At 38.3% G+C, this 12713-nt stretch carries 10 protein-coding genes; 9 read left to right on the top strand and 1 reads right to left on the bottom strand.

Annotated features, from left to right (window positions below):
* Positions 1-4: 4 nt before the first annotated feature.
* From rsgA to Q4D72_RS00925, 3 genes are all read left to right on the top strand, one after another.
* Positions 5-937, top strand: a complete 933-nt coding sequence (rsgA, locus tag Q4D72_RS00935) for a ribosome small subunit-dependent GTPase A (RefSeq protein ID WP_303075535.1) — start codon at positions 5-7, stop codon at positions 935-937.
* A gap of 123 nt (positions 938-1060) precedes the next feature.
* The gene (locus Q4D72_RS00930) at positions 1061-2164 is read left to right on the top strand and encodes a hypothetical protein (RefSeq protein ID WP_303075534.1); all 1104 of its coding nucleotides are present in this window, start codon (positions 1061-1063) and stop codon (positions 2162-2164) included.
* An 84-nt stretch (positions 2165-2248) separates the two neighbouring features.
* Positions 2249-2704 (top strand): type I restriction enzyme HsdR N-terminal domain-containing protein, encoded by a 456-nt coding sequence (locus Q4D72_RS00925; protein WP_303075533.1) that lies wholly within the window; start codon positions 2249-2251, stop codon positions 2702-2704.
* 76 nt (positions 2705-2780) lie between these two features.
* Here the strand turns inward: Q4D72_RS00925 and Q4D72_RS00920 are convergent, their stop codons facing one another.
* Positions 2781-3032, bottom strand: coding sequence for a type B 50S ribosomal protein L31 (locus Q4D72_RS00920; protein ID WP_303075532.1), 252 nt, complete (start codon positions 3030-3032; stop codon positions 2781-2783).
* Positions 3033-3202: 170 nt separating this feature from the next.
* Between Q4D72_RS00920 and Q4D72_RS00915 the strand changes: the two genes are divergently transcribed.
* From Q4D72_RS00915 to Q4D72_RS00890, 6 genes are all read left to right on the top strand, one after another.
* Positions 3203-4189 (top strand): hypothetical protein, encoded by a 987-nt coding sequence (locus tag Q4D72_RS00915; RefSeq protein WP_303075531.1) that lies wholly within the window; start codon positions 3203-3205, stop codon positions 4187-4189.
* Positions 4190-4191: 2 nt separating this feature from the next.
* A complete protein-coding gene (locus Q4D72_RS00910; protein ID WP_303075530.1) occupies positions 4192-4758 on the top strand; it encodes a DUF3365 domain-containing protein in 567 nt (188 codons plus the stop codon).
* A 40-nt stretch (positions 4759-4798) separates the two neighbouring features.
* Positions 4799-5653, top strand: a complete 855-nt coding sequence (gene rfbD, locus Q4D72_RS00905; protein ID WP_303075593.1) for a dTDP-4-dehydrorhamnose reductase — start codon at positions 4799-4801, stop codon at positions 5651-5653.
* A gap of 27 nt (positions 5654-5680) precedes the next feature.
* The gene (locus Q4D72_RS00900; protein ID WP_303075529.1) at positions 5681-6940 is read left to right on the top strand and encodes a sigma-54-dependent Fis family transcriptional regulator; all 1260 of its coding nucleotides are present in this window, start codon (positions 5681-5683) and stop codon (positions 6938-6940) included.
* 118 nt (positions 6941-7058) lie between these two features.
* Positions 7059-9251, top strand: coding sequence for a PepSY domain-containing protein (locus Q4D72_RS00895; protein ID WP_303075528.1), 2193 nt, complete (start codon positions 7059-7061; stop codon positions 9249-9251).
* Between the two features lie 370 nt (positions 9252-9621).
* Positions 9622-12702: a gliding motility-associated C-terminal domain-containing protein gene (locus Q4D72_RS00890; protein WP_303075527.1), complete on the top strand. Its 3081-nt coding sequence runs from the start codon at positions 9622-9624 to the stop codon at positions 12700-12702.
* Positions 12703-12713 lie beyond the last annotated feature (11 nt).

Below are 12713 nucleotides of genomic sequence, written 5' to 3'. Positions count from 1 at the left end.
AACAATGACAGGAATCGTGTATAAATCCACGGGCAGTTGGTACACGGTGAAATCCCGTGAAGGGGAGTTTTACCAATGCCGAATCAAGGGGAAATTCCGCATTAAGGGCATTAAAAACACCAATCCGGTGGCTGTGGGTGATGTGGTAACTTTTGAGCTTGACACCGAGGGCAACGGCATTGTGCAAGAGATTCATCCGCGTAAAAATTACATTATCCGCAGGTCGGTCAATCTGTCAAAACAAACGCACATCATTGCTTCGAACATTGATTTGGCTCTTTTGGTTATAACCCTCAATAATCCGCCTACGTTTACTGCGTTTATTGACCGATTTTTGGTTACCGCCGAGGCGTATCGTATTCCTGTTGTGCTGTTATTCAATAAAATAGACGCGTATTCAGACGAGGAGCTTCTTGAAGTGAAATATTTGGCAGCTTTGTATCGAAAAATAGGCTACGAATGTATTGGTATATCGGCTGTTACGCAGAAAAATATTGAAAAAGTAAAAGAGTTGATGCGGGGTAAGACTTGCGTGATTTCGGGACATTCAGGTGTTGGTAAAAGTACGCTAATCAACGTTTTATCGCCTAACTTGAATTTAAAAACAGCCGAGATTTCACAGCAGCATCAGCAGGGACAACACACCACCACGTTTGCCGAAATGTTTGACCTTGAATTTGATGCAAGAATCATTGATACACCCGGTATCAAAGGCTTTGGCGTTGTTGAAATGGACAAGGAAGAATTGGGTGACTATTTTCCAGAAATTTTTGCCTTAAAGGCTGATTGTAAGTTTAATAACTGTTTGCATTTGGAAGAGCCCCAATGCGCTGTTAAAGAAGCGCTGGAGAATGACCAAATTGCTTGGTCGCGCTATAAAAGTTATTTACAAATTCTGGAAGGTGAAGATGAAAACTATCGGATAGGTGACTCATAAACAGCTTTGTGCGTATCAAAAAATACTGTTATGTTCGGTGGGCATTCTTTTTTATCATTCAATTGTTTTGTATAATTGAAAAAAGTTATATTTTTGCAAAAAATATACACCTTATTATATATTATGAAGAGAGTTAGTATGACTAAAAGCACGATGATTGCCCTTGTGAGTGCGATCTTTTTTGTTGGTTGCTCAAAGAATGACAATGCAAGTGAACAAGAGCAAACCACCTCATTAACAACAATTACGTCAGCACGAAGCGCTGAACAACAATCAATTGAAGGAACTATCGCCAATTTTTATGAGTGCTTGAAAAAACTAAAACCTACCGGTTTTTCTGATTTTTTCTATGATAATTTCTTTTTGTCTTCGGCAACTACCCAAGGTAAAACTTGGTACACCTATTTGAGCCAAAAGTTTCAAAGACAATATGCCCGACGTGGATTTGTTTATGAAAACGTAAAAGGCACTTACACTTGGAACAGCGCTACCCAATCTTGGGACAAAACCGCTGAAAATACGAATGTTACCTTGCATTTTCCAAAAAATAACACAGCCACAACTAACAATTCAACCATTGTGATTGAAGACTATGCAGGTGTTATTATCGGGAAAATAAACTTGCCTACCAAAGGTAAATTTACCGCTACTGTTGAAGGTAAAAAAGTAATGGAGGTTGATATTCAAGGGATTAATTACGGATTTATCCCTACGTTTGTTACAGATGCAAATATTGTAGTTTACGGAGCGCCTTTCACTACAAAAATTTCACTGAAAAAGAACGGAAATGCGTATGATTTTTCATCGGTTACCAGCGCACCCGATGGTTGTACAACCACAGTTGATGGGGTTATCAACTTGACAAACAACAGCGCTATATCACCCGATAAAGTAAACTTTAAAGATATCGCCTTTGCTAACTTTAAAGACGCTACTTTCAATGTGAAATTTGAGGATTTAACCATCAAAGCAACTGCTGACGTCGAAGGACTTAAAAATCTCAACAAGGAAAAATATACTGCCCAAGAACTAAATACGTTTGTAAAAGTTGAGGTGTTGAGCAATAACAAAAAAGTTGCTGACTTGATTTACAACGAAGACGGCAACGGAAAATACGACCCTGATTTGGTACTCACTGACGGAACTTCGTCAAAAGCGGCTAACTATTTCTCGTATTTTTCAAACAAAGTAAAACACGTTTTCAGAACTATTTTCGGTTTGAATTAATAATAGTTATACAAATATGGTTAAAAAATTAACCAAAGAACACGGCAAAAATTGTCGTGTTTTTTTTGTTTTACAAATGTTTTTATGGAAAAATTAAACTTTAAGTCGTATCCTTTTCGGATAAAAAAAACAGCTGATAAACTGCTTATATTTGATGAAATCCGAAAAAAATTCATCGTTTTGCAACCCGAAGAATGGGTTCGTCAGCACGTTGTTCGTTTTTTAATGGAAGAGAAAGGATATCCGAAATCGCTGATAAATGTAGAAAAGGAATTGACCGTCAATGGGCTTTCCAAACGGTATGATATTGTTGTATTTTCGTCATCAGGTGAAGTTTCACTTGTTGTTGAATGCAAAGCCCCGAGTGTAAGTATCACCCAAAGCGTTTTCGACCAAATTGCCCGCTATAATTTGGCTTTAAAATCAGAATTATTGATGGTTACCAACGGTTTGCAACATTTTTTCTGCCAAATTGATTACGCCAACGGGAAATATATTTTTTTGAAAGAATTACCCTGTTTTTCAGCTGTTGGGAAATAAAAAGCAAAACAATAATAAGGTAGCAAAAACGAAAAACTCCCACAATAAGGGAGTTCTTCTTGGCTTCAAAAAATTATTACTTGTTGAATTTAGCGTATTTGCTTTTGAACTTGTCGATACGTCCGGCAGTATCAATAAGTTTTGATTTTCCGGTGTAGTAAGGGTGTGAAGTTCTTGAAATCTCCAACTTTACTAACGGATACTCAACACCTTCTACAACAACTGTTTCTTTTGTATCAACAGTAGATTTTGTGATGAAAATGTCTTCATTTGACATATCTTTAAAAGCTACTAATCTGTAAGACTCTGGATGTATTCCTTTTTTCATTGCAATGTATGTTTTTATCTTCTTAAATTTTTCAAGGGGCAAAGATAGGCATATTTATTTAATAAGCAATATTTTTTTGAAAAAAGAAGCGATTTAATGCAGATTTTTGTTTCAATTGTTGTGAGAACCCTCATTTTGATTATATTTGTGGTTCTAATTTATGTTGTGAAATGACCAAAAATATCAAGAAATTCCTCAAATTATATCACGAAAAACGAGAAGAAAGTTTTCAAAAATGGGGCTATTACTATCCGCCAAAAACTTGGGACGAATTTCAGCAATGGAACGAAGAAACTTTTGCAGAGCATTTGCAAGAATATGAAAGTGAGGTGATTAAAACAAAATTGTACATCAGTCTGCTCAATTACACGAAGGATTTTGGTTTTTACCTTGCCTTTGAAAATCAGGATTTTGAATTGCTCAACAAGGTGCTGTTTCAAACTTCACGACAAGAACTTTTAGATGTTTCCATTACGGCAAGTGGCACCGACCATTGCAACGCTTTTTTTGATGCACTTTCGGCTTTTGCGTGTAATGATTTTGAGGTGATTCAGTGGCTTTTTCCGAAAGATTTGCCACATTCAAAAGGGAGTTATTACACTGAAAATGCGGTGAATATGCTTAAAGTACTTTATTTCAAAGAACCGCATTTGAAAGACGAAGCCTTGCGAAAAACCGAAAAATTTTTGCAAAAGAAAATAACCATTTGGGAGCGTTTTGTGTTGTTGTTTTTCGTGGCACTTATGGAAAAAAATGCCCAAAAAATCTCAGATTGTTTGCAAGAACTTTGTGCGGCTTACCAAAAATTGGGCTATCCGCGGGAGAAAATAGACAAGTGTTTTGCCCAAGAAATCCACGGATTATATCGTTTTGTAAAAGTTGTTGATAATGAGTTGTTTGAGGCTGTGAAAATGCCCGTTCACGATTGCTTTTTTCAGGAATTTGAACACTGGCAACGCAAAAATAACTTCCCCAAAGGAAAATTATTTTATGAGTATCCGCCAAAAATGGACTATATGAATCAAATTTTTAAGGCAGAAATTCCGAAAATGGAACTTATTGAAGAAAAATATCCCAATAACCGAAGTGAAATTTTCAAAAATGTGGAAAAATTCGCATCGGATTTAACGAAAAATATAATAACAAAAAATAATTGATTATGAGAGTATTAATTCTTTTTGTGGCAAGCCTTCTTTTTTGGAGCTGCCGGCAACATCCTAAAAAATTATCAGCAGCCGATTACGAAAAATATTTAAAGCTGGGTGATAGTCTCACCTCTGAAACTCAAAAAATATTATTAAAAAACGTGTCAGAGCAAATTGCGCAAAACGGAGTGGTTCAAGCGGTTCATTTTTGCAATGAAAATGCCATATCATTAACAAAAAAACTTGAAAAAGAAGGAATTGCAATAAGTCGTTTGTCCGATAAAAATCGCAATCCTAAAAATGAAATTCAATCACAGACCGATAAACAGGCGTGGGAAAAGATGACTAATTTACTTACTGAAAATCAGCCCAAACATTTTATTTTGGAGGCTGACGGCGCCGTTTTTTACTACAAAGCCATTCCGCTTGCGATGCCCACCTGCCTTGCGTGCCACGGTAACAAACAAACTGACATACAACCCGAAGTGCAACAAATCATTACGCAAAAGTACCCGAATGACAAAGCCACAAATTACAAAATGGGAGAACTTCGTGGGCTTTGGAAAATGAAAATAGACTAACTTTTTTGTATTTTTGCAACCGAAAAACAGACAAAAAATGTTGAACATATTAGTAACGGGAGCCAACGGTCAGCTTGGTTCCGAAATCCGAAAGTTGGTTACCAATTCAGTTAAAAACACTTATTTTTTTACAGATACTACGGATTTAGACATAACAAACCTGAAAAAAGTAGCGAGTTTTGTTGTTGATAATCAAGTGGATATAATTGTTAATTGCGCAGCCTATACACAAGTGGATAAAGCCGAAGACAATGTAACGGCAGCCGATTTGGTAAATCATATGGCGGTAGCAAATCTTGCCAAAGTTTGTAAACAACAAGGAGTAAAACTCATTCACATTTCAACGGATTATGTGTTTTCAGGAAGCAAAAATAGGCCTTATACGGAGCAAGATGCCGAACAACCACTGGGTGTTTATGGGCGAACGAAATTTGATGGCGAGCAGGCAATACGCACCGAAGGCATTCCGCATTTGATAATCCGAACCTCGTGGCTTTATTCGTCTTTTGGGCATAACTTTGTGAAAACCATTCAGAAATTGAGTGCTGAACGCACTGAATTGAAGGTGGTTTTTGATCAGGTTGGCACGCCGACTTATGCCGCTGATTTAGCCGAATTTATTTTGTATGTAATTGAAAATGATTTGTTTAAAAATAAACAAGAAACCTATCATTTTTCGAACGAAGGTGTTTGTTCGTGGTTTGATTTTGCTACGGAAATTGTACGACTTTCAGGCAATGAATGTAAGGTAACTCCTTGTTTGTCAGATGAATTTCCGGCAAAGGTGAAACGCCCACACTATTCGGTTCTGGATAAATCAAAATTGAAGAACGATTTTCAGTATGCTGTTCCGCATTGGAAAAAATCATTGGAAAAAATGCTGACTTCGGGTTAGTATTATGTTTAAAATGAAATAGATATAATGGAAAATATACAAGCAATAAAACAACGCTTTGGCATTATCGGTAATGATGCCAAGCTCAACAGAGCCATTGAAACGGCAATTCAGGTGGCGCCTACCGATATTTCGGTGTTGGTAACGGGTGAAAGTGGTGTGGGCAAGGAGGCGATTCCGAAAATCATACACGCACTTTCATTGCGCAAACACGGAAAATATATAGCCGTAAACTGCGGGGCGATTCCTGAGGGAACAATTGATTCTGAGTTGTTTGGACACGAGAAAGGAGCTTTCACGGGTGCAACTTCTACTCGTAGCGGTTATTTTGAAGAAGCCGATGGCGGAACCATTTTTTTGGACGAAGTAGGGGAGTTGCCCCTAACCACACAGGTGCGACTCTTGCGCGTGCTTGAAAATGGGGAATTCATCAAGGTGGGGTCATCGGTGGTACAAAAAACCAACGTGCGCATTGTGGCGGCAACCAACCTGAATATGTTTGAAGCAATCAAAAAAGGGCGTTTTCGTGAAGATTTGTTTTATCGGCTCAGTACGGTTCAAATTCACTTACCAGCATTGCGTGACCGAAAAGATGATATTTATTTGTTATTCAGAAAGTTTGCTTCTGATACTGCCGAAAAATACAAAATGCCTACGCCTATTAGACTCACCGAAGATGCCGTACATTTGTTGGTAAATTATCGTTGGAGCGGAAACATACGGCAATTGCGCAATGTGGCGGAACAAATTTCCGTTTTAGAACAAAAAAGAGAAGTTTCATCAGCTGTTTTGCAGCATTATTTGCCCAATGAAACCCATAGTTTGCCCACCATAGTGAATGCAAGTCGCCCCGAAAATGATTTCAGTAACGAACGGGAAATACTATATAAGGTGTTGTTCGATATGAAAAATGATTTGAACGATTTGAAAAAACTTACGCTGGAACTTTTGCAAAATGGTAATTATCAGCAGGTTGAAGAAAATCATAAAGGACTAATTCACCGAATATATGGCGAAGGAACTCATACGGTTGATGCCGCTCCGGTGGTTTCCATAATTCCGGTGGAACGCGTGCAGCCCGTCCGTGATGTTTCTGACAAGGAGGAACTTTATGATTATGAGGAAGATATAGAAGAAGAACCGGTGTCATTGCAAGATAAGGAGCGGGAACTCATCATCAAATCATTGGAACGCAATGGCGGAAAACGAAAAGAAGCCGCCAAAGAATTAGGAATTTCAGAGCGAACCTTATACCGAAAAATTAAACAATTTGATTTGGATTTGTAATTAATTGCGGGTTTCATTACGGAAAATGACTTTGTCGAAGTGTTTTATGCTTTGCCAAAGTTGTTTTTTTGTGTATTTTTGCTTTTTTGTATTTAATTTAAATAAAAATAATTTTTGAATGACCATATCTGTTTGGCGTTATGCGCATTTAGCCCTGTCGTTATTGGCTTCGGTTTTTATTTTAATGGCATCGGTAACCGGAATTATTTTGGCAATTGAACCTGTTTCACAGCAGTTTAGGCCGTTAAAAAGTGATTCTTTTAATGAAATTACTTTGGGTGAAACCATTGCCGTTTTGCAAGCAAAATATACCGAAGTACTTACCCTTGAAGTTGATGAAAATGATTTTGTTAAAGCGGAAGTTGTTGATAATAAGGGGTATAATACTGTATTTTATGTGAACCCGAAAAGTGGGGAAAAACTGGGGGCTGTTTCTAAACGTTCGGAAATATTCACGTTTTCGCAGACGTTACACCGCTCTCTTTTTATGGGGAAGGTGGGGCGTGTGCTTATGGCGATAACATCATTTCTATTGTTGTTGATTGCTTTTTCGGGTATGTTGCTCATTGTCAGGAAGCAAAAACATTGGAAAAACTTTTTTAGGCCTCTCGTGAAAGAAAATTCTTTTCCGTATTATCATTCCGTATTAGGTAGATTGATTTTGTTTCCGATACTTATTATTTCATTTACAGGTATTTATCTTTCACTGGAAGGTTTTTCGTTTTTTTCTGAAAAAGAACTTTTATATACGATTGATAATGAGCTTCTTTTGGAAGAACCTCGAAAAAAAATAGTTGATTTTGAGGTTTTTGATATTCCTTTGTCAGGAGTTCGTAAGGTTGAGTTTCCTCTTTTTGAAGATGTTGAGGAATTTTTTACCGTAGAAACGACTGATAAAAAGCTGGTTGTGAATCAGTTAACGGGTGAGGTGCTTCATCGTGTTGATTTTTCGGTTTTTAAACTCATTACGCATTATAGCTCTGTTTTGCATACGGGGCGGGGTGCTTGGCTCTGGTCGATTATTTTGGGGCTTTCGGCTATTGGGATTTTATTTTTTATGTATTCGGGTTTTTCAATTGCGTTAAGTCGCAGAAAATCAGTTATAAAGAATAGATTTAAAAAGGAAGAGTGTGATTATGTTATTCTTGTTGGCTCGGAAGGCGGAACAACGATAAGTTTTGCCAATATGCTTTATAATGAGTTGGTTAGGCAAAAGATTAAAGTTTTTTTGGCAGAAATGAATGCCTTTGAAACCTATCCGAATATGAAACATTTGGTTGTGATGACTTCTACTTATGGTCAGGGTGAAGCACCTGTCAATGCATTAAAATTCAATGACTTGTGTGCTAAAATCTTTGTGCCTCATTCGTTTTCGTATGCTGTGTTGGGGTTTGGTTCGCTAGCGTATCCTGATTTTTGCAAGTATGCCTATGATGTAGATGCTTTGCTGAGATTATCGCCTAATGCAACTCAATTAATGGAAGTGCATACAGTTAATAACCAGTCGTTTGAGTCTTTTTCTGCTTGGGTAAATACGTGGGCTTCTCATCACGGATTTAACTTACAATTAGCTGCGGATTTACTTCCTTTAAAAAAACGAAAGCAATATACATTTACGGTAGTGAAAAAGACTGAAATTCAGTGTGATGAAACGTTTTTAATTTGGTTACAACCTGATGAAAACGTACGTTTTTCTTCCGGTGATTTGCTCGGGATTACCTCAAACGAAGATAAACGGGAGCGGCTGTATTCTATCGGGAAAGTGAAAGATAATCAAATTCTGTTAAGCGTAAAACGACATTGTAAAGGGCTGATTTCTAATTTTTTAAATGAATTGAAAGAAGGTGATGCGTTGCAGGCCGGTATCGAAAAAAATCCGAAGTTTCACTTTCCGAAAAAAGCTAATCAAGTGGTTTGTATTGCCACAGGCACCGGAATTACACCTTTTTTAGGAATGATACAAGCCAATGAACAGAAACGAAACGTACGCCTGATTTGGGGTGGAAAAACCGAAAAATCATTTGAGCTTTACAGCCCGTTTGTGTATCGTTTTTTAGAAGATAAACAACTGACAGACTTGCAGTTGGCTTTTTCACGGGAAGGTGCTAAACGGTATGTTCAAGATGTTGTGAAGCAACAAGCCGTTTTTTTTACCAAATTGCTTGCCGGTGGAGGCGTGGTGATGCTATGTGGTTCGGTAGCGATGCAAAAAAGCGTTGTTGAGACTCTTGATTTTTTTAGCAGAAAACACCTACAAAAACCGCTGAGTTTTTTTCAGAATAAAGGGCAAATTTTAATGGATTGTTATTAATATTTAAAGATTTTATTAACAAAAAAATGTTGAAAACTATATGTTAAAAAAAAATCATACATCTTAAAAAAATCATAATTAACAATATCTTTTGATTTTACTTTTATATTGTGAAATTATTTATAAATGTATTTAATAAATGAATTATTGTTATTAAAAATATAATTTAGATAAACTTTTTTATATTGTTTTTTAAATTTTAATATTTTTATAGCTTTGGCTAAATCACTGAAATTTGCCCTTTGACTTTGTTTTTAAAACGGATTACCTTTATAGGTGTTTGTTGTTTCATTAATTTTTGTACTTTTGTCTTGATAAATGTGCTTTACGATGGGATTTTTGCACAGTTTTATTTTAAAGATTTTGCGTAATGAATACTCATTTTTCTCATAGTGTTTTAACTTGGTTTCTGCTTTTGGTCGCGGGCGTTTCGTTCTCGCAAAATGGAGGAAAAGTGGAATCGGTTAATTTTTTGAATAACACGAATTACATCTGTGCCAGAGACGGGCATAACAACTTCGCGATTTCATTCAAATGGACGCCCCCGTTACCCAATGCCAACAATCAGTACGTTATTGAGTTATCTGATGCCAACGGTAATTTCTCAAACCCTACGCTTTTAAAAACAATCACGGGGCAAAACACGAGTTTTGAAATCAATACGACTATTTCATTCCCCAACTCAATACGGGGCGATGGCTACAAGGTGCGGGTAAGCAGTAGCAATCCGTCTTCTTCGGCGGAATCGCGTCCTTTTCAAGCCTACTTCATAAAAAGTACCACTTCGTTGAAACTTAATAATGGAGTGTCCACTTTGGCGCTTTGTCCGGGACACTCACAAGAAATTTCAGTGGACAGAACCGATGAGGCGGGTTATAAATGGTATAAAGATAACCAGCTTATTGCTGGGGCTACGGGACCTTCATTGCGGGTTTCTGAACCCGGAGCTTATTATGCAACGCCTGATTACGGTCAGTTTTGTTCCCAAAGTGCCAGCGATTATTTGCGTTCAAATATTGTTAATGTAACCGTTGGTGGAAATACCGGATTGGCGATTTCCTCTTCATCTACCGACAATACCATCTGTAAGGGACAAACTGTAACTTTTACTGCAAATCAGAAAAACGCGTCTTATACATATAAATGGTATCGCAATGATGTGGTGGTACGTGAAGGGGTAGGGCTTGATACGTATACCACCCCAGCTGATGATACCGCCGCCGGAAAGTACTATTTAGGTATCAGTGCTACGGGGCAAGATTGTGAGGAGCGTACCAATGTTATCGAAATTAAGTTTAAAGAAGAATTCAACGCCTCAGTAACCTTAACGGGAAGCGATTTTATGTTGCCCGGAGCTTCGCGACAACTTACGGCACAAACAACCGCCGAAAACCCTACGTACCAATGGCTTTTGAACGGCAATCCCATTTCGGGGGCTACATCGGCTCAATATACGGCTACGCAACCCGGTGAATATCAGGTAAAAGTAACCCAACAGGGAACCTGTTCCGGCTCGGTTACTTCTGAAAAGGTTGTTTTAAAAAGCCCGACAAATTTTAAAGTTGAAATTAAATACAAATCGGCTACTTATCAAGCTTGTTTGTATGACAAAACATCACTTGCCATTGAAAAGATTTTAGCCGTAACTACCACCGAAGAAGTAGAAATGGATGCGTCTACCTATAATATGTTTAATTTCCAGTGGTACAAAGGAACAGAAGCCGTATCAGGAGCTACCACTACGGAATTGTTCCTTCAAAATATTTCCCAAAACGGGACTTATTCATTACAGGTGTCCGCTTCGGGCTATACGATTCCCCGTTCCAACGAATTACCGATTCAATTGGTTGACGCTAATGCTATTAAACTTAATCAAGGCAGACGAAGCATTGAGTTTTGTACCGGTACGGTAACCCTCACGGCTGAACCTGCTGATGCTTCGGCAACTTATACGTGGTACAAAGACGGGGTTCAGGTGTTGCAAGAACTTGGCAAGCACGAATATCAGGTGTCGCAAACGGGAACGTATCACGTGTCAATTACCAAACAGAACGATGTGGGCTGTCCGGCAACTTCCAATTCAATTGTTGCGATTAAAGATGACGTTACCGCAGGTTGGTCGCGTGAATTACGGCAACGTGAGGTTTATATTGAAGGAAAAACCTATGAGCTAACCATCTCGCATACAATGACAAACCCCTCGATTAAATGGTTCAGAAACGGAACTGAGATTTCGGGACAAACGGGGCTTTCACTAACAATAACCCAATCGGGAAGTTATTATGCTGAACTAATTAACGGAGGAACCACTTGTGCCAACGAAAAACGGGTGACCCCGACACAATATTTTATAGAGGTAAAAAGTTTGAAACCTACTGTTGGTTTTAAATCTCAAAATCAGTCAGATAACTGTAACGGTACGGCTACTGAAATTACGTTGGAATTGCAAAAATTAGAGGGCGTTCTGGTAGGTGAAGACCCTATTCCGTTGAGTGCTAATGATTTTGGTAGCTTTACCTATCAATGGCTTAAAGATGGAACACCTATTTCGGGGCAAACCAATCCCGGCAGTTTGGTGGTGCAAAATGATGGTACGGTAGGCGACTATTCATTGCAGGCGTTTTACAAATCATCAATTACCGAATCGAATAAATTACGAGTTTCGTTCGCTTCTGTACCCGATGTTACCATACTTTCGGGCAGTGCCAACAACACACCGCATATTTGTCCGGGCGGAACGGCAACTTTAACGTCTTCCGTGTCGTCGGCAGCCTATTCATATCAATGGTATAAGGAAGGAGGCAAAATTGACGGTGCAGTTGAGGCTGTTTACGAAGCCTCCGAGCCGGGAAGTTACTACATAGAAGTTTCCAACGGTGCGTGTACTAAAAAATCGCCTGTTGTTTCGGTGAATTATTTCACGGCTGATAATGTTAAAATTATCCGATTGGATAACAACGCACAGATAGCAAACGGAGCTTCATTCTCGGCAAGTAAAGGCTTGGAGGTGGGCGTGCTTGACGGTAGCAGCGATTATGAGTATTATTGGTCAACACCCACACAGCAAACTTCCGGTGAAAGGGTAACTGTTACCGAGGCAGGCACTTACACCCTTACGGCAACCATAGGAAGCACCTGTGCACCGGTAACTATAGTCTTTACTATCAGTGAATTATATGAAATTAATGAAATCCCTAACGTGGTTACCCCCAATGGTGACGGCTTTAATGATTTCTGGGAAATCCCGAATGAATATAGCAATAAAGCCAATGTAAGGGTCAGAATATACTCACAAGAGGGCAAAGTTGTTTTTGACGGAATAAACTATGACAACAGATGGCCTAATGCAAATACAACTAAAGATTTAGGGCAACGGGCGCTCCTTTATATTTATACCATTGAAGTAGACGGAAAAGTAGAAAAACAAGGTGTAATCACCATAATTAAATAATAGGACAACGA

The sequence above is a fragment of the Capnocytophaga sp. genome, assembly GCF_030532915.1.
Taxonomy (GTDB): Bacteria; Bacteroidota; Bacteroidia; order Flavobacteriales; family Flavobacteriaceae; genus Capnocytophaga.
Note: the sequence above shows the minus strand (reverse complement) of the source record. Positions and strands in the feature narration are given on the sequence as shown.